A 19,589-nucleotide genomic window follows, 5' to 3' on the forward strand; every position below is an offset into this window, starting at 1 on the left:
TAACTTCTTAAGGTGGTTATTGCGGCGGGGCTCACCTCTTCCCATCCCGAACAGAGAAGTTAAGCCCGCCTGCGCAGATGGTACTGCAGTTTTGTGGGAGAGTATGTCGTCGCCTTTCTTTTGAAAAACCCTATCCAAATCGGATAGGTTTTTTTGTTTTTAGGAAAATAGGGAAACTGTGCGGGACTCCCATGCTTATCGGGAGCCGCCGCCTTTCCTTTAAGAATCCCTCCCGATCCCTCGGCAGGGATTTTCTGCTTTTTAAAGGGTTTGGTTTTTTGAAATGTTTAGATGAAAAAAAAATAAAATTAAAGTGGCAATGTAAACGAGTTGTATTTAAAAATATGATTTATGCGATAAATGAAAGAGAATTATGGCTCTTTCGTTAAAATAATAAGAAAGAAGAAGATTTATGCTTGTAATAGAGTGATTGTCTGCTTTTGATATTAAATGTGCATTTTGGTGTACCTTTTTCTCTTTTTATTTATTATACAAATCATAAAGAGCTAATCTTTTTTGGTCTTATTTAAGTGACGAAGATTTTGTTAGCAAAGACTTTTTTATTATTTAAAATAAATTTTTTAGGCAAAGTTGCCATATATTTTAGACAGAAATGCGATTTAAAGTGATTGTAAATCAAATGGTTGAAATAGTTGAAAAAATTAAAAGTTTCTTAAAATCATTTGAATGCATTTTTTGAAGTAGTAAATTAGTAATGCTATACTTAAATAAATGAATTATGAAAATGAGGCTATTTATGGCCATAGCATTGTTAATCGTAACAATCTCGGCCAGTGCACAGAAGAAAATTGAAGTAACCGAATTGCCAAAACCAGCTCAGGAATTTTTAAAGAAGCATTTTAGTCATGCTTTAATAGAAAATGTGCAGAAGGATCCTGAACATGGAGAAAAAGGTTATGAAGTAAAACTCAAAGATGGAACAGAAGTGGAATTTTGGAAAGACGGTTCGTACCGTGAAGTTGATGGTGGAGACAATCCAATTCCTACTGATTTTATTCCAGATAATATTAAAGCTTATGTAGCCAAGAATCATCCGAATGAAAAAATAACGCACATCGACTATGGGCACAAAGACCTTGATGTCGATTTGACAAACAAAATCGATCTAGAATTTACCAAAGATGGTAAAATTTTAAAAGACAAAAAGAATGATGTAAAAAAGTAATAGTTTTAAAAGAGAGATACTATTTGAAAGTTTTTTGTCAAATGTTTGTGTGAAAGAAAATATATAGTAGACATTATATTGGAAGATATTAGCTTAGGAAATGCGTAATTTATGGTAGCGTATTTTATAAGTATCCTGTCACTCTGTGGCTTATTTATTAAAATGAATAAGTTTGCTATTGCTTTTCGTACCGTTTTTTTTATTTAATGTCAATTTTTACGATAGAACATCTTGAACGAAAATAGTTTATATTTACATCTTTATTTTTTATTTCATGGAAGAAAATAAACATGTAACGATCTACGATATTGCCGAGAGACTTAATCTGGCAACATCTACTATTTCACGAGCTTTAAAAGATCATCACACCATAAGTGATAAGACAATTAAAAAGGTGAAAAAAACCGCTGAAGAAATGGGATTTGTTCCCAATACTTTAGCAGCAGGTTTGCGTGGAAATAAAACTAGAACCATTGGTGTTTTAATTCCCACCGTTACACAGCCCTTTTTGTCATCATTAATCAGCGGTATAGAAATTACAGCTCAAAAATCAGATTATACTGTAATCATTATGCAGTCGCATGATTCGTATGAAGAAGAAGTTAATATGGCTAAATCTTTGTACTCCAATCGTGTGAGTGGAGTAATTTGTTCGCTTGCAATGGAAACTAGAAATACAGCACATTTTCATCAGTTTTCTAACAATAATATTCCATTGGTTTTTGTTGATAGGGTTCCAAAAGATTATAATACTTTTAGAGTTGTAATTGATAATTATACAGCAGGTTACAAAGCTACCAAACATCTTATTGAGCAAGGATGTATTCGTATTGCGCATTTAACGGCTGGCTCAGAATTGGGAAATTTGTACAACGAAAGAAAAAGAGGGTACATAGAAGCCTTAAAAGATCATAATATTGAAGTAGAAGAAGAATTGATTATTAATCTAAATTCTGTTACTTATGAAGACGGAGTAAAAGCCAGTAATGCTTTATTCGATTTAAAACCAATTCCAGATGGTTTATTTGCACCTGGGGATATTTTGGCAGTAAGTGCTGTTCAAACTGCTAAAAAACGTGGAATTAAAGTACCAGAAGAATTTAAAGTAATTGGTTTTAACAACGACCCGATTTCGCAGATTATAGATCCGAATTTATCCACTATTACGCATCCTGCCGAAAAGATGGGAAAAGCAGCAGCTGATATTATTATAAAGAATTTGAAATCATCTAAAAATGATGATGATGCCAAAGAAATTACATTCTTAAATACGGAAGTATTGGCAAGAGAATCGACGCAAAAATAAAATCAAAAGCATTTTATACATAATAAAGGTTTATGATTAGTTTGATAAGCCATAATTTTTATGAAAACAATTACACTTCCAGACGAGATGAATTTAGAAAAATCACAACAAGTTCATGTTGTTGGTTATAGCAGTTCTAAAGACGTTTCGAAACAGCAGATTATTTTAAATAAAAATATCATCAGTTTTTTGATTGAAGGCACAAAAGAAGTCATTTTTAATAATGAAGCATTGTCTATAACGCCTTCGAAATTTATTGTAATGAGATCTGGAAATTGTTTAATGACAGAAAAAAGAATTTCTGAAACGTCTCTTTATAAAAGTGTTCTTTTGTTTTTTTCTAATGAAATGCTTCATAATTTCATTAGAAAAATGGAATCTGAAAGATCTGAAGCAATTGAACTAAAATCAGTTTATGCGTTTGATTATGATGATTTTCTGAAACGTTTTGTAGAAAGTTTAGCCGATATTTCTAATCTTTCAAAAGCAGTTCAGTCAAAATTATTAGAAGTGAAGTTTGAAGAAATTATGCTTTATTTGACAGATAAATACGGAACAGATTTTCTTTATTCCTTAATCACAAACAGCGATGATGCTGCACAAAAATTCATTCGGACTATCGAAAATAGTCATTTAAGCAAACTAACTTTAAAAGAATTGGCATTTTTATGCAATATGAGTGTTTCTACTTTTAAAAGAGAATTCGAAAAATACTATTCAGAATCACCTATAAAATGGTTTCAAAATAAAAGATTAGAACATGCCCATTATTTGCTAAGTCAAGAAAAAAGCCCTTCTGAAGTTTTTTTTGAAGCCGGCTACGAAAACCTTTCAAGCTTCAGTCAGGCATATAAAATCAAATATGGTGTAACACCCAAACATCATAAAACGATTTGAGCTTTTAGCAACAGTTTTTGAGCCTTTGCCTAAACTTATTAAGCTGTTCCAAATCTAACTTTGCTTAAAATTTTAAAACAGATAAAATGAAAAAGCTAAGTTTAATTTTGGCGATGTCAGCAATTTTCTCGACATCTATTTTTGCACAAAAAACGTTTACATTAACTAGTACGGATTTAGGAGGAGAAACTACTAAAATTCAGGAATTCAACGGATTTGGATGTTCAGGCGAAAACCAGTCCCCACAGTTATCATGGAAAAATGCTCCAAAAGGAACCAAAAGTTTTGCTATAACCATGTATGATCCTGATGCGCCTACGGGAAGTGGATTCTGGCATTGGGTTGTAGTGGATATTCCAGCAAATGTAAATGAATTGGTAACCAATGCAGGAACTAAAAATCTTGTTCCAAAAGGAGCGATCCAAAGTGTTACCGATTATGGGATTAAAGGATTTGGAGGGCCTTGTCCGCCGGTTGGTCACGGATATCATCAATATATCATCACCGTTTATGCATTAAAATCCGATAAATTGGGAACAGATGAAAACACAAATCCAGCAGTAGTAGGGTTTAACCTTTGGAGCCAGACTTTGGCAAAAGCCAGTATTATTGCTTACTACAAAAGATAATACTAAAAAAGAATAAGAAGTAACGAAGAGTTTTAATTCTTGAATTTTATCACACTATAGGCAGGATAGTTTTTATAATTATCCTGCTTTTATTTGTTATGGAAATATTTTTTTTTGAAAAAAAAGCAACTTAAAATTTTTTTCTTAAACAACAATCTTATATTTTTACGCAACCGATTGCATTACTTGTTTTATTTAAGATAATGTATTTTTTAGATTAAATTTTTATCAAATACTTTTAATTGCTTGTGAAATATTGATGTTGTTAAAATGAAATTATAAAGAATAAATTAAAACCATGGCTTTACTACGATTTCTTTTCCTGTTTCTCTTGATTTCCTTTTCGGCTTTGGCACAAAAGGATTATAAATTGTGGCTTCAATATAATGCCGTTAGCAATTCTGTAATGGCTTCAGAATACAAAAGCAATCTTAGACGCATTGTTGTTTTAGGAAATTCCGAAACTATTAAAATTGCTGAGAAAGAAATTAAAACAGGATTTTCAGATATGTTGGGAAATATTCCCGAAATCAAATCAGATATAAAAGGAGAAAATAATCTTATAGTTGGTTCAGAATCGAATTTGAATAAAGAACTAAAAAATGAATTGAAATTTGATTTTGATACAATAAATGAGGAAGGTTTTATCATCAAATCCATTTCTTTTAAAAACAAAAAGCAAATCATTATTACAGGAAAAAATGACGTTGCAGTTTTATACGGAGTTTTTAATTTCTTAAGAATTTTACAAACTGATAAATCGGTTAAAAATTTAAATATCGTCGATTCTCCTAAAACTAATGTCAGAATTCTAAACCATTGGGATAATTTAGACCGAACAGTTGAAAGAGGCTACGCCGGATTTTCGCTTTGGAACTGGCAGAAACTTCCTGATTTTATCGATCAGCGCTATATTGATTACGCTAGAGCGAATGCCTCAATTGGGATTAACGGAACGGTTTTGACCAATGTAAACGCAAACGCTTTAATTCTAACTCCGCAGTATTTACAAAAAGTAGAAGCCTTAGCCAATGTTTTTAGACCTTACGGAATAAAAGTCTATTTAACCGCAAGATTTTCAGCACCAATCGAAATTGGAAACCTAAAAACTGCCGATCCAAAAGATCCTGAAGTTATTAATTGGTGGAAAAATAAGTCGGCTGAAATCTATAAACGAATTCCAGATTTTGGCGGATTTTTGGTAAAAGCGAATTCAGAAGGTCAGCCTGGGCCGCAAAATTACGGACGAGACCATGTTGATGGTGCGAATATGCTGGCTGATGCCGTTGCCCCTTTTGGGGGAATAATTATGTGGCGGGCGTTTGTATATTCAGAACATGATGCGAATGATCGTGCTAAACAGGCTTACGCCGAATTTCAGCCTTATGACGGAAAATTCAAAAAAAATGTAATTGTTCAGGTCAAAAATGGAGCAATTGATTTTCAGCCACGAGAACCTTTTCATCCGTTATTCGGAGCTATGCCGAAAACTCCTTTAATGATGGAGTTTCAAATCACGCAGGAATATTTAGGCTTCAGCACGCATTTGGTTTTTCTGCCAAAATTATTTCAAGAAGTTTTAGAGTCCGATACCTATCAAAAAGGAAAAGGTTCAACTGTTGCTAAAGTTGTTGACGGCACTTTATACCCAAATAAATTAACAGGAATTGCTGGCGTTGCCAATATAGGGAACGATTTAAACTGGACAGGACATCCTTTTGCACAGGCGAATTGGTATGGTTTCGGAAGATTGGCTTGGAATCCTTATCTAGATTCTGAAACCATTGCTGATGAATGGCTAAGAAGTACTTTTTCTAATGACGAAAATTTCATTAAACCAATAAAAAATATGATGATCGAATCGCGTGAAGCGGTTGTTAATTATATGACTCCGCTGGGTTTGCATCATATTATGGATACTGGACATCATTATGGGCCAGGACCTTGGGTTTCGAATTTGTCAAGACCAGAATGGAATCCGACATATTATCATAAGGCAGATAAAAATGGAGTGGGTTTTGATCGATCAAAATCAGGAACAAATGCCGTCTCGCAATATGCGCCAGAAGTTGGAAATCTTTTTGATAATCTAGAAACCTGTCCAGAAAAAGATCTTTTGTGGTTTCATCATGTTTCGTGGGATTATAAACTGAAAAACGGTCTGACGCTTTGGAATGGTCTGGCATTAAAATATCAGGAAGGTGTAAATCAGGTTGCTGCAATGCAGAATGTCTGGAAGAAAACTGAAAAATATATGGACAGCGAACGTTTTAATGAAGTTGAAATGTTGTTGGAAATTCAGTATAAAGAAGCAAAATGGTGGCGTGATGCATGTTTGCTGTACTTTCAGCAGTTTTCGGGAAAAGAACTTCCTGATGGAGTTGAAAGGCCAACACAGACTTTGGAGTATTTTAAATCATTAAAATTTCCTTTTGCGCCGGGGAATGGTTAAATAAAAGGAATAATTATAACGCGGATAAAACAGATTCGCTATCACGAAGACACGGAAAAAAACGGATTTTTCCAATTGAAAAAGAAAAAAATCCATGTAAATCAGCGTTTTTGCGATAGCGAATCCGAGTCATCCACGTACCAAATACCAAAAATATATTTTTAAAATTATGAGTAAAAAAACAGCAATTGTAACTGGAGGAAATTCGGGTTTAGGATTTGCAACAGCAAAGAAATTATGTGACAACGGAATTACAACCTACATCATTGGAAGAACAAAAGATAAAACAGAAGATGCCTGTAGAGAAATTGGAAAAAATGCTATTCCAGTAATTTTCGATTTAAACGATTTGAAAGGTATTCCTGCGATGATTGAAAGTATTACAAAAGAAAATGCAATTGATATTTTAGTAAATAACGCTGGAATCAATATGAAAAAAGAAATTCCAGAGGTATCCGACGAAGATTTTCTTTCGATTATCCATACCAATCTTTTAAGCGTTTTTGCTGTTAGTCGAGAAGTGGTAAAAAATATGAAAGTAAAGGGAGGCGGAAGCATTATCAATATCAGTTCGATGGCATCTCAGTACGGAATTCCAAAAGTAATTGCATATTCGGCAAGTAAAGGTGCAATTGAGTCAATGACTCGTGCAATGTCAACAGAATTGGCCCCTATAGGAATTCGTGTAAATTGTATTGCTCCAGGATTTATTAAAACCAAAATGTCGTCAGCAGCACTTGATAATGACCCTGAAAGAAAAAATAAAGTGTTAGGAAGAACGCCAATGGGGTATTTAGGAGAACCATCAGACATTGCAGATGCGGTTTATTATTTCGCTTTAAGCGAATCAAAATATACTACTGGTACAGTACTGCCAGTTGATGGAGGGAATAGTATTGGGTTTTAATTGTGAAGATGCCACAAAGTCTCTAAGGTACAAAGTTTTTCTCTTCAAAGTATTTTAAAATAAAACTTTGCGACTTAGCGCCTTCGTGGCATAAAAAAAGAAGTATGATAAAAATGCAGCAAACTATGCGTTGGTTCGGACCTCAGGACAACGTAAAACTAATCGACATTAAACAAGCTGGCGCAACTGGAATTGTAACCGCATTGCATCAAATTCCTGTTGGAGAAATTTGGTCTGTTCAAGATATTCACGAAAGACAGCAGATGATTAGAAATGCTGGTTTGGAATGGGCTGTGGTTGAAAGTCTTCCTGTTCATGAAGAAATCAAACGAGCTTCTGGAAATTATCTGCAATACATTGAAAATTATAAAATCAGCTTGCAGAATCTGGCCGAATGCGGAATCAAAATCATTACCTACAATTTCATGCCGATTTTGGATTGGGTAAGAACCAATCATAATTTTATCAACGAAGAAGGAAGCAAAGCTTTACTCTACAATCAGGATGCATTTACTTATTTTGATGTTTTTCTTTTAAAAAGGCCAAACTCAGAAAATGATTATTCAGAGATTGAAAAGGAAAAAGCATTGCTGTTTGGAAATCTACTGTCTGAAGATGAAAAAGCATTGCTGTTTAAAAATGTCTTATTAGGATTACCGGGAAGTAAAATTCATTTTACGGCAGAACAGATTTTGTCTCTTTTAGAGAATTATGCTGAAGTTGATAATCAAAAATTAAGAGAAAACCTGATTTATTTTTTATCAGAAGTAACGCCGATTGCGGAAAAAAACGAACAAAAATTAGCGATTCATCCCGACGATCCGCCATTTTCGGTTTTAGGACTTCCAAGAATTGTTTCAACAGAAGCCGACTTGAAAGCGATTTTCAGTGCCGTTCCGTCAATAGCAAACGGATTATGCTATTGCACAGGATCATTAAGTGCCGATCCAAAAAATAATCTAGAGAAAATTATAGACGATCATGGAGATAGAATTCATTTTTTGCATCTGAGAAATACCATCCGCGAAAGCGAAACCATTTTTAGAGAATCGGAACATTTAAATGGGGATGTTAAAATGGAAGCCATCGTTGAGAAATTATTGTTGTTAATGAACAAAACCAAAGTAAGTCTGCCAATACGCCCTGATCATGGTTTTCTTCATCGAGTTGATGAAGCGACAGAAACTTATCCTGGTTATTCTTTAACAGGAAGATTAAAAGGTTTGGCTGAGTTGAGAGGTCTGGAAATGGGAATTGCTTATAAATTGGGTTTGTAGTCAAAGTTTCTAAGTTTTTACGTTGATAGTTTCTCGCAAAGACGCAAAGTTTTTAAGTTCTAAAAGAAGTAAAAAATCTTAGCGACTCAGCGACTTTGCGAGATTAAATAAAAAAGTTTGTGACTTTATGTTTTTTAAAATTAAAACTTCATATCTAGTTTTACTACTTTTCCTAATCGGATTAAGTACAAATTCGTATGCCATAAATCCAGAGAAATATGTGGTCAATCAGGCTTCTGCTAGAAACTTTCCTTTAGTAAGTAAAGGAAAAACAGCTTCGATTTTAGTTGATGATAAAGATTATGTGGGAGTTTTAAAAGTAGCAGCACATTTAGAAAATGATATTTTTCAAGTTTCAGATTTACATCCGAAAAGAATTAAAAAGATTGCTGAAGCAGAAGATTTTGTTGTCATTATTGGGACATTAGGAAAAAGTAAAATCATTAATCAATTAGCTAAACAAGGAAAAATTACTACCATAGAACTTCAGGGAAAATGGGAAAAATTTACAACCCAAATTGTTGAAAATCCGTTTAAAGGAATTAAAAAAGCGTTGGTAATTGCAGGTTCAGATAAACGGGGAACGATTTACGGAATCTACGATTTATCGAATCAAATTGGTATTTCGCCTTGGTATTATTGGGCAGATGTTCCTGTGAAAAAACAATTGGAATTGCATGTTTTACCCGGAACTCATTCTCAGGGAGAACCAAAAGTAAAATACAGAGGAATTTTTATAAACGATGAAGCTCCTGCTTTGTCAGGTTGGGCATTTGAGAAATTTGGCGGATTCAATTCGAAATTCTACGATAAGGTTTTTGAATTAATTCTGCGAATGAAAGGCAACTATTTATGGCCGGCGATGTGGGGAAGAATGTTTTATGTTGAAGATCCTCAGAATGCTGTTTTGGCCGATGAATATGGAATTGTAATGGGAACTTCGCATCATGAGCCGTTAACAAGAGCGCATGCTGAATGGGGAAAATCTAACGGGAAATGGGATTTTAATACCAATTCAGAAGCCCTAATTAAATTTTGGAAAGACGGAATCAGGCGAATGGGAAATAAAGAAACTATTGTTACGGTGGGAATGCGTGGCGACGGTGACGAACCCATGACGGAAGGAACTGCGATTGAATTATTAGAAAATATTGTAAAAACTCAAAGAAATATTATTGCAGAAGTAACCAAAAAACCTGCCGAAGCAACACCTCAAATGTGGGCGCTTTACAAAGAAGTTCAGGATTATTATGACAAAGGAATGACCGTTCCGGACGACGTAACCCTTTTATTGTGCGATGATAACTGGGGAAATATTCGAAAACTTCCTGAACTCGACGCAAAACCAAGAAAGGGCGGTTATGGCATTTATTATCATTATGATTATGTGGGCGGGCCACGAAATTACAAATGGATTAACACCAATCAAATCGAGCGAACTTGGGAACAGATGGATTTGGCGTACCAATATGGGGTCGATAAAATCTGGATTGTAAATGTTGGAGACATTAAACCAATGGAGTTTCCGATTGAGTTTTTCTTAGATATGGCGTGGAATCCTGAAAAGTTTAATGCAGGAAATTTACATTATTATGTGAATTGGGCAAAAGAGAATTTTGACAATCAATTTGCAGAAGAAATTGCGACCATTTTGAAATTATACACCAAATATAATTCAAGAAGAAAACCCGAATTATTAGATGCCAAAACGTTTAGTGTTATCAATTATAATGAAGCAGACCGAATTGTGGCGGAGTATCAGAAATTGGTTGAAAAAGCCATTTCGATAAACGAAAAATTAAAACCAGAATATAAGGATTCTTTTTATCAGCTCGTTTTATTTCCTGTTTTGGCAAGTGCAAATTTAAATGAAATGTATGTTGCAACAGCTAAAAATCATTTGTATGCAGATCAAGGCAAAGCCATTGCAAATGAATATGCTGAAAAAGTAAAGGAGTTATTTGAAAAAGATGCGGAGCTTACTAATTATTATCACACTCAATTGGCAAATGGCAAATGGAATCATATGATGTCACAAACACATATAGGTTATGATAATTGGCAGCAGCCAGATAAAAATGTGATTCCGAAAACAAGAACAATCGAAATTCCCCATAATGCTAAAGCGAGAATTTCTACTAAGGATAATTCATCGAAAGTGGAGACATCAATAAATAAAAATCTAGATAATATTTTAGGTTTTGTTGAAAATGACGGTTACATTTCAATAGAAAGTAAAAATTATTCTAAAGCGATCAATTCTGATTCAGTAAAATGGACTATAATTCCAAATCTTGGTAAAACGAATTCTGGAATAACAATAAAGCCTTCAAATATTCATCCAATTGGAATTTCAGAACAATCACCAAGATTAGAATATAATGTTCATTTTTTCAGTAAAGGAAAAATAAAAGTAAAAGCGTATTTTTCACCGACAATCAATTTTAAAATAGGCGACGGATTAAAATACGGAATTGGCTTTGATGATGAAAAACCGCAAATCATGAACCTCAACGCAGATTCTTCAGAGAAAGCTTGGGCAGAATCGGTGGCCAATAATATTAAGATAATAACCTCAACTCATGAAATCGAAAAATCAGGAAATCATGTTTTGAAATTTTATGCCATTGATCCAGCTTTGGTGCTTCAGAAAATTGTAATAGAAACGGAAGCAGGAAAAGTTTTGGAGTCGTATTTGGGACCGCCAGAAAGTTTTAGGAAAGAATGATACGCAAAGTTTGTCATTTCTCTTAATGACAAAACTAAATGAATAAAAAACAATTAACTATTTAAACCAAAAGATATGAAATTTATTAAACCTTGTTTAGTTGCCGTCACGACTTTGCTGGCTGTTAGCTGTACATCGCAAAAAGAAACTGCTTCGTTAAAAGATGCTTACAAAGATGATTTCTATATTGGAACAGCTTTAAGCGCTGACCAAATTGAACAAAAAGACAAAAAAGTAGATTCTTTGATTAAAAAAGAATTTAATGCGATTACAGCAGAAAATATCATGAAATCCATGTACACGCATCCACAGAAAGATAAATATGATTTTACTTTGTCAGATAAATTTGTGGCGTATGGACAAAAGAATAAAATGTTTATTCATGGACATACCTTGATTTGGCACAGTCAATTGGCCCCTTGGATGGAAAAAATTGCCGACAGTACCGAAATGAAGGCCTTTATGAAAGAGCATATCACGACAATAGTTTCCAAATATAAGGGAAGAATCAAGTCATGGGATGTGGTAAATGAAGCATTAAACGAAGATGGAACTTTACGAAAATCCGTTTTTTTGAATACGCTTGGCGAAAAATACTTAGTTGACGCTTTCAAACTCGCAGAAAAAGCAGACCCAAAAGCGGAGTTATATTATAACGATTATAATATCGAAGAACCCGCAAAAAGAGCTGGAGCAATTGCATTAATCAAAAAAATAAAAGCTGAAGGCGGAAAAGTGGATGGAGTAGGTATTCAAGGACATTGGAGATTGCAAAGTCCATCCATTGAAGAAATTGAGAAAAGTATTTTGGAATATTCGGCTTTAGGAATCAAAGTGGCTTTTACAGAATTGGATATTACCGTTTTACCAAATCCGTGGGATTTGAAAGGCGCTGATGTAAATCAGAAATTCGAAGGAAATCCTAAAATGAATCCATATCCAGAAAAATTACCCGATTCAGTTCAAACACAATTAGCAGAGCGTTATGCATCGATTTTTAAACTATTTTTAAAACATAAAGATAAAATTAGCAGAGTTACGTTTTGGGGCGTTCATGACGGGCAATCTTGGCTAAACGATTGGCCAATTAAAGGAAGAACCAATTATCCATTACCTTTTGATAAAAACTTGCAACATAAACCAGCTTATGATAGTATTTTAAAGTTGAAAGAAACTAAAGAATAAATGCTAAAAAAGCATAAGTTTTGAAAAAATGATTAACAATCGGTTGTGAGATGAAAAATAACTTAAATAAAGTAAACTAAATTTGCATAATATGTTTTTTTGTCTAATTTTACACAACCGATTGTTTAAATTATTATTCGTTATCCTACTAGGTTTCTAAAACCTTGTAGGTATGCTTGAAAAGCAATTTGAATTAAGGGAAACCTAAAAGGTCTTGTAAACCTTTCAGGAAAAGAACTAACTAACCACAAAACCCACTAATGACTAACATTTCACAAAAACTATCCATCAAAGAAAAAATTGGATACAGCTTAGGAGATCTTGCTGCTAATCTCGTTTTTCAAACTTTGATGACATATTTGGCCTATTTCTACACCGACATTTACGGATTATCACCAACAGATTCTTCGATCATTATGCTGATTGTTGGATTAATTGCAGCTTTTATTTTTAATCCGATCATTGGGGTTTTGGCAGACAGAACCAGTACCAAATGGGGAAAATTTAGACCTTGGATTTTAATAACGGCCATTCCGCTTGGAGTAGTGGCGTTATTAGCCTTTTCAACTCCTGATTTCTCCTATAAAGGGAAGGTAATTTATGCTGTTGTAACCTATACTTTATTATTGCTTTTTTATGCTGGAAACAATCTTCCTTATTCTGCTTTGAGCGGTGTAATTACGGGCGATATGAAAGAAAGAAACAGTATGTCGTCGTATCGTTTTGTTGCGGTGATGTTTGCTCAGTTTTTCGTTCAGGTTTTCATGCTTGGCATTATCAAAAGTGCTGGAAACGGTGATAAAGCAATTGGAATCGAAAAAGTAATGACTGCATTGGCTATTATAGGAACGATTATGCTTCTAATTACGTTTTTAACGACCAAAGAAAGAATCATTCCGAAACCAGAACAAAAGTCAAGTGTAAAAGAAGATTTAAGCGATTTAATCAAAAATAGACCTTGGATAATTATGCTTTCGCTCACGACTTTGGTTTTTGTGACTTTGGCGATGAAAGGCGGTTCGTATGTATATTATTTTGAGAATTATGTTGATAAGGAGCAGTTAGCCATTTTTATTCAGCCTATTTTAGATACTTTATCGAATATCGGATTGAATCATTTTGGGAATGATCCTGTTTCAGCAGGATTTGGTTTATTCAATGCAGGTGGAATTATCTTTATGATTGTTGGTATTACCTTGTCCAAAAATCTCGCAGACAAATATGGAAAACGAAATGTTTTCGGCGTATTTTTATTCATTTCGACTTTGTTCATTATAGCATTCTATTTTTATCCTCCAACATCAATTAGTCTGATGTTTTTCTCTCAGATTTTACACGGATTTTTCTATGGAATAACGATCCCAATTCTTTGGGCAATGATTGCCGATGTGGCCGATTATTCAGAATGGTTAAATAACCGCCGTGCAACTGCGATTATATTCTCTGCAATGATGGTTGGATTAAAAACAGGACTGAGCGTGGGAGGTGCTTTAACTACTTTATTTTTAGGTTATTTTCACTATATTCCAAATGCACCAGAACAGTCTCAAACAGCCATAAACGGAATCAAATTACTAGTGAGTATTTTCCCTGCAATCCCTTTTTTAATTGGAGCAGGATTGTTGTTTTTCTATAAAATCAATAAAGAAATGGAAGTACAGATTGAAACCGAATTAAAAGAAAGAAGAGCTTAATTATTTAAACAAAATATAGTATGCCTGAAGATAGCATTGAACACATTAATTTTGAAGAAATTAATGACTTGGCGATTTCAAAGCCTTTAGTATCCCATATGTACACAGCCGATCCTTCGGCACATGTATTTAACGGAAAAATTTACATTTACCCATCTCATGATATTGATGCCGGAATTCCGTTTAATGATAATGGCGATCATTTTGGAATGGAAGATTATCATGTTTTTTCGATGGAAGATATTTCGTCAGAAGTAGTTGATAATGGCGTTGCATTGCATGTAGATGATGTTGCCTGGGCCGAAAAACAAATGTGGGCACCTGACGCAGCGCATAAAAACGGAAAGTACTATTTGTATTTCCCTGCTAAGCGTGCCAACGGAATTTTTCAGATTGGCGTTGCCATTTCAGATTCGCCAGTTGGGCCTTTTGTTCCCGAAAAAGAAGCGATTAAAGGAAGTTATAGTATTGACCCGGCCGTTTTTGAAGACGGAGGAAAACATTATATTTATTTTGGCGGAATCTGGGGAGGACAGCTTCAAAAATACCGTAATAATCAATACGATAAGAATAACGAAGAACCTTTGTCGGGTGAAAAAGCTCTCGGGCCAATAGTCGCTTTGTTGCGAGACGATATGCTCGAATTTGCTGAAGAACCAAAAGAGATTAAAATTTTGGATGAAAACGGAAATGAGATTTTGGCAGGTGATAATGCCCGTCGTTTTTTTGAAGCTTCTTGGGTTCATAAATACAACGGAAAATATTATTTCTCATATTCAACAGGAGACACCCATTTTATCTGTTATGCTATTGGAGATAATCCTTATGGACCATTTACCTATCAGGGAAGAATTTTAAATCCTGTTGTGGGTTGGACATCGCATCATTCGATTTGTGAGGTAGAAGGTGAGTGGTATTTGTTTTATCACGATTCGAGTTTGTCAAAAGGTGTAACGCATTTGCGTAGCATGAAAGTAACCAAAATAGATTATCTGGAAGATGGTTCGATTATTACGATTGATCCTTACGGAATAAGAAGATTAATTGATTAAGATTTTTGTCTAAAAAAATTTAATAAAAATTACAATCGGTTGTGTTGTTTGGATTTTTGCTTTTTTTGTCATCGAGGAACGACGCAATCACATTTGCTGAATCAAATTGTAGTGAGGTTGATTCGTTCCTCGCAATGACAGCCGTTATTATGAAAATGTTTTCTGAAGCCTTTTCACGTGAGGGATAGCAGTGGAAAGCCCGCAGCCTGACGAAGGAAGTGCGAGGACTTGCAACGAATAGCCCGACCCGCCTTTTTCGGCGGGACACGCCCAAATTATTAGAACAAAAAAGAGCTTAAAAAAAATAACATATTTCATGTGAAAAATAATTTTTTATAAAAGTTTTTTAGCTACTTTAGCATAACAGAACGGAACAGAACGGTATGCTAAAAGAAGAAGAAAAATTTGAGTTTATAATGAATCACGAAAGTGATATTCCGAAGTATCAGCAATTGGTTGACGGAATTACGAATGCAATTGCGGAGAACATTTTGCAAAAGGGAGATTTGCTTCCGTCTGTGAATGTGATCTGTAAGACCTATCAGCTTTCTAGGGATACGGTTTTTAAGGCGTATTCTATTCTGAAAGACCAAAAAGTAATTGATTCTGTCCCAAACAAAGGCTATTATGTAGCAGGAGAAACGAGAAAAGTGCTTTTGGTTTTAGATACGTTTAAGGCTTATAAAGAGGTTTTATATCATTCGGTTGTGAATAATCTGCCTGATAATGTGATTATTGATGTGCAGTTTCATCATTATAATATTGATGTTTTTAAAACCATTATTAATAACGGAATTGGGAAGTATTACAAATATGTGGTGATGAATTTTGATCACGCGGCTATTGCTCCAGCATTATCAGCGATTTCAAAAGATAAGTTGCTTTTGATTGATTGGAACATCAGAGCTGATAAAACGAGTAATTATGTTTTTCAGGATTTTGGAAAGGCGTTTTATGAATCATTGAGAGAGGCAGTTGATTTGTTTAAAAAGTACAAAAAGATACAATTTGTGTATCCAGATTTTACCAATCATCCGTGGGAAACGGTGGAGTTTTTTAAGAAATTCTGTGCCGATTTTGGTTTTGAATATGAGGTAATTACAGATCCAAAGAGATTCAGCATCGAAAAAGGGATTGCTTATATCAGCGTAAGCGATAGGATTTTAGGTCACTTTTTGGAACAATGCAAAGAAAATGATTTTGAACCAGGGAAAGACGTTGGATTTTTGTCATACAACGAAACCCCGATGAAGAAATTTATATATAAAGGAATTTCGGTTGTTTCAACTGATTTTAAAGAAATGGGAACCAAAGCAGCGGCATTTATTACGCATGACGAAGATACTCAGTGTTATGTGCCGACAAAATTAATAATAAGAGAATCATTGTAAGTATGTATTATATCGGATATGATATTGGAAGTTCTTCTGTCAAGGCAGCCTTGGTAGAAGCAGAAACGGGCAAAAAAGTAATCGTTTTGAATGAACCGCAAAACGAAATGGAAATCCTTTCGATTCACCCAGACTGGGCAGAACAGGATCCTGAAATTTGGTGGCAGCACATTTGTACAGCAACTAAAAGAGCGATTAAAGAGGCTAATATCGACGCATCGAAAATTCAGGGAATTGGTATTTCGTACCAAATGCATGGATTGGTGATTGTGGATGAATCTGGAAATGCCCTTAGAAATTCAATTATTTGGTGCGACAGCCGTGCGGTTGAGATTGGTAATACCGCTTTCGCCGAAATTGGAGAAGAAAAATGCATGTCGCATTTATTGAATTCGCCAGGAAATTTTACGGCTTCAAAACTGAAATGGGTTAAAGAAAATGAACCTGAAGTTTACAATAAAATTGCTAAATATATGCTTCCGGGAGATTACATCGCTTTGAAACTGACAGGCGAAGTAACGACAACCAAAAACGGTTTGTCTGAAGGAATGCTTTGGGATTATAAAGAAAATAAAGTAGCCGAGTGGCTTTTGGATTACTACGGAATCGAACAATCATTAACTCCAAAAATCGTAGAAAACTTTACGAATCAAGGTGTTGTTACTGAAAAAGCTTCCGCTGAATCAGGTCTTCCAGCTGGAATTCCGATTGTGTATAGAGCAGGAGATCAGCCAAATAATGCTTTGTCATTAAATGTGCTTCGTCCGGGAGAAGTTGCTGCAACAGGTGGTACATCAGGCGTTTTCTATGCTGTGACAGAAACAAATTCAGGAAAAAGTACTCGTGTAAACAACTTCGTTCATGTGAATTATGCTGAATCAAATCCGAGAGTTGGAAAATTGCTGAATATAAACGGAGCAGGAATCCAATACAGATGGATGCGAAACAATATCGGAAATGAATCCTATGAAGAAATGAATGAAAAAGCATCTCAGATAAATGTAGGTTCGCAAGGATTGGTTGTTATTCCGTTTGGAAATGGTGCTGAAAGAATGTTCAATAATAAAAATATTGGATCTCATATTTTAAACCTGAATTTTAATATTCATACCAATGCGCATTTATTCAGAGCATCTTTGGAAGCAATTGCGTTTTCTTTTGTGTATGGAATGGAATGCTTGAAAGATGATAATGCCACAATTAATGTGATTAGAGCGGGAAATGATAATTTATTCCGTTCCGAAATTTTCTCTAATACAGTTGCAACATTAATTGGACATGAAATAGAAATTTACAATACAACCGGAGCAGTAGGAGCGGCGAGAGCAGTAGGCTTGACAGATGGTGACTTTGAAAAATTTGGTTCGGGAATTACAACAAACGACCACGTAATGACCTTTTTGCCTCTAAAAAATAAAGAGGAATACGAAACGGCTTATAAAAAATGGAAACAAGAATTAGAATTAATATTAACAAATAAATAAAAAAATCAAATGATAGTTTTAGGAGATAAAGAATACTACAAAGGTATTGGCCAAATTAAATTTGAAGGGAAAGAATCTGATAATCCGTTGGCATTTAAATATTACAATCCAGACCAAGTTGTAGCTGGAAAAACAATGCGTGAGCACTTTAAATTTGCCATCGCTTATTGGCATACTTTCTGTGGACAAGGTAGCGATCCATTCGGACCAGGAACACAGCAATTTGCTTGGGATGCTTCGTCAGATCCGTATCAGGCTGCAAAAGATAAGGCAGACGCTGCTTTCGAATTTATCAGCAAAATGGGATTTGATTATTTCTGTTTCCACGATTACGATTTAATTGCTGAAGGAGCAACTTTCGCAGAATCAGAAAAACGTTTGGCTTTTATTACAGATTATTTAAAACAGAAAAAAGCAGATTCTGGAATTAAATTGCTTTGGGGAACTTCAAACTGTTTCTCTAATCCAAGATTCATGAACGGAGCGGCTACAAATCCTGATTTTAATGTAGTAGCAAGAGCTGGTGGACAAGTAAAATTGGCTTTGGATGCAACAATTGCTTTAGGTGGAGAAAACTACGTGTTCTGGGGAGGTAGAGAAGGTTATATGTCTTTACTAAATACAGATATGGGAAGAGAATTAGACCACATGGCACAATTCTTAGCAATGTCTAGAGACTATGCAAGATCTCAAGGTTTTAAAGGAACTTTCTTCATTGAGCCAAAACCAATGGAGCCATCTAAACACCAATACGATTTTGACTCGGCTACAGCAATCGGATTCTTGAAAAATTATGGTTTAGATAAAGATTTCAAAATCAATATCGAAGTAAACCACGCTACATTGGCACAGCATACTTTCCAACACGAACTAGAAGTTGCGGCAAAAGCGGGAATGTTAGGAAGCATTGATGCGAACAGAGGTGATTACCAAAACGGATGGGATACAGACCAGTTCCCAAACAACATTCAGGAAACAACTGAGGCAATGTTAGTTTTCTTAAAAGCTGGCGGATTGCAAGGTGGTGGAGTTAACTTCGATGCTAAAATTAGAAGAAACTCTACAGATTTAGAAGATGTTTTCTTAGCGCACATTGGCGGAGCTGATACTTTTGCAAGAGCTTTATTGACTGCAGATAGAATCATCACTTCTTCTCCTTACGAGAAATTAAGAACAGAAAGATACAGCTCTTTTGATTCTGGAAAAGGAAAAGATTTTGCTGACGGAAAATTAAACCTTAAAGATCTTTATACTATCGCTCACGAAAATGGAGAATTAAATCTTCAAAGCGGTAAACAAGAATTGTTTGAAAATATCATTAACCAATACATTTAATTGGTAAACTTCTACAGCAAACCTAACAGGTTCTAAAAACCTGTTAGGTTTCTTATAAAACTTAGT

14 protein-coding genes and 1 rRNA gene are annotated in these 19,589 nt (G+C 34.7%); all 15 read left to right on the plus strand.

Going from position 1 to position 19,589, the window contains the following annotated elements:
• Positions 1-8 precede the first annotated feature (8 nt).
• Positions 9-118 (plus strand): 5S ribosomal RNA (rrf, locus tag NCC77_RS07790).
• A gap of 621 nt (positions 119-739) precedes the next feature.
• On the plus strand, positions 740-1,186 hold the full coding sequence (locus NCC77_RS07795) for a PepSY-like domain-containing protein (RefSeq protein ID WP_250835068.1): 447 nt from the start codon (positions 740-742) through the stop codon (positions 1,184-1,186).
• 274 nt (positions 1,187-1,460) lie between these two features.
• On the plus strand, positions 1,461-2,492 hold the full coding sequence (locus NCC77_RS07800; RefSeq protein WP_250835069.1) for a LacI family DNA-binding transcriptional regulator: 1,032 nt from the start codon (positions 1,461-1,463) through the stop codon (positions 2,490-2,492).
• Positions 2,493-2,552: 60 nt separating this feature from the next.
• Complete coding sequence (locus tag NCC77_RS07805) at positions 2,553-3,389, plus strand: helix-turn-helix domain-containing protein (protein WP_250835070.1); 837 nt, start codon at positions 2,553-2,555, stop codon at positions 3,387-3,389.
• 86 nt (positions 3,390-3,475) lie between these two features.
• Positions 3,476-4,018: a YbhB/YbcL family Raf kinase inhibitor-like protein gene (locus NCC77_RS07810; RefSeq protein WP_250835071.1), complete on the plus strand. Its 543-nt coding sequence runs from the start codon at positions 3,476-3,478 to the stop codon at positions 4,016-4,018.
• Positions 4,019-4,316: 298 nt separating this feature from the next.
• The gene (locus NCC77_RS07815) at positions 4,317-6,470 is read left to right on the plus strand and encodes an alpha-glucuronidase family glycosyl hydrolase (RefSeq protein ID WP_250835072.1); all 2,154 of its coding nucleotides are present in this window, start codon (positions 4,317-4,319) and stop codon (positions 6,468-6,470) included.
• A gap of 169 nt (positions 6,471-6,639) precedes the next feature.
• Positions 6,640-7,377 carry an SDR family NAD(P)-dependent oxidoreductase gene (locus tag NCC77_RS07820; RefSeq protein WP_250835073.1) on the plus strand — a complete coding sequence of 246 codons (738 nt, stop codon included), beginning with the start codon at positions 6,640-6,642 and terminating at the stop codon, positions 7,375-7,377.
• Positions 7,378-7,490: 113 nt separating this feature from the next.
• Positions 7,491-8,654: a mannonate dehydratase gene (uxuA, locus tag NCC77_RS07825; RefSeq protein ID WP_250836250.1), complete on the plus strand. Its 1,164-nt coding sequence runs from the start codon at positions 7,491-7,493 to the stop codon at positions 8,652-8,654.
• 127 nt (positions 8,655-8,781) lie between these two features.
• Entirely contained in the window at positions 8,782-11,382 is a 2,601-nt protein-coding gene (locus tag NCC77_RS07830) for a glycosyl hydrolase 115 family protein (RefSeq protein ID WP_250835074.1), read from the plus strand.
• Between the two features lie 75 nt (positions 11,383-11,457).
• A complete protein-coding gene (locus NCC77_RS07835) occupies positions 11,458-12,567 on the plus strand; it encodes an endo-1,4-beta-xylanase (protein WP_250835075.1) in 1,110 nt (369 codons plus the stop codon).
• Positions 12,568-12,827: 260 nt separating this feature from the next.
• Positions 12,828-14,261, plus strand: a complete 1,434-nt coding sequence (locus NCC77_RS07840) for an MFS transporter (protein ID WP_250835076.1) — start codon at positions 12,828-12,830, stop codon at positions 14,259-14,261.
• 20 nt (positions 14,262-14,281) lie between these two features.
• Positions 14,282-15,313 carry a glycoside hydrolase family 43 protein gene (locus tag NCC77_RS07845; RefSeq protein WP_250835077.1) on the plus strand — a complete coding sequence of 344 codons (1,032 nt, stop codon included), beginning with the start codon at positions 14,282-14,284 and terminating at the stop codon, positions 15,311-15,313.
• A 383-nt stretch (positions 15,314-15,696) separates the two neighbouring features.
• Positions 15,697-16,704, plus strand: a complete 1,008-nt coding sequence (locus tag NCC77_RS07850; RefSeq protein WP_250835078.1) for a GntR family transcriptional regulator — start codon at positions 15,697-15,699, stop codon at positions 16,702-16,704.
• Positions 16,705-16,706: 2 nt separating this feature from the next.
• Positions 16,707-18,188, plus strand: a complete 1,482-nt coding sequence (locus tag NCC77_RS07855; RefSeq protein ID WP_250835079.1) for a xylulokinase — start codon at positions 16,707-16,709, stop codon at positions 18,186-18,188.
• Positions 18,189-18,197: 9 nt separating this feature from the next.
• Positions 18,198-19,523: a xylose isomerase gene (gene xylA, locus NCC77_RS07860; protein ID WP_250835080.1), complete on the plus strand. Its 1,326-nt coding sequence runs from the start codon at positions 18,198-18,200 to the stop codon at positions 19,521-19,523.
• The last annotated feature ends 66 nt before the right edge of the window (positions 19,524-19,589 follow it).

Source organism: Flavobacterium tyrosinilyticum (assembly GCF_023656565.1).
Lineage (GTDB): Bacteria > Bacteroidota > Bacteroidia > Flavobacteriales > Flavobacteriaceae > Flavobacterium > Flavobacterium tyrosinilyticum.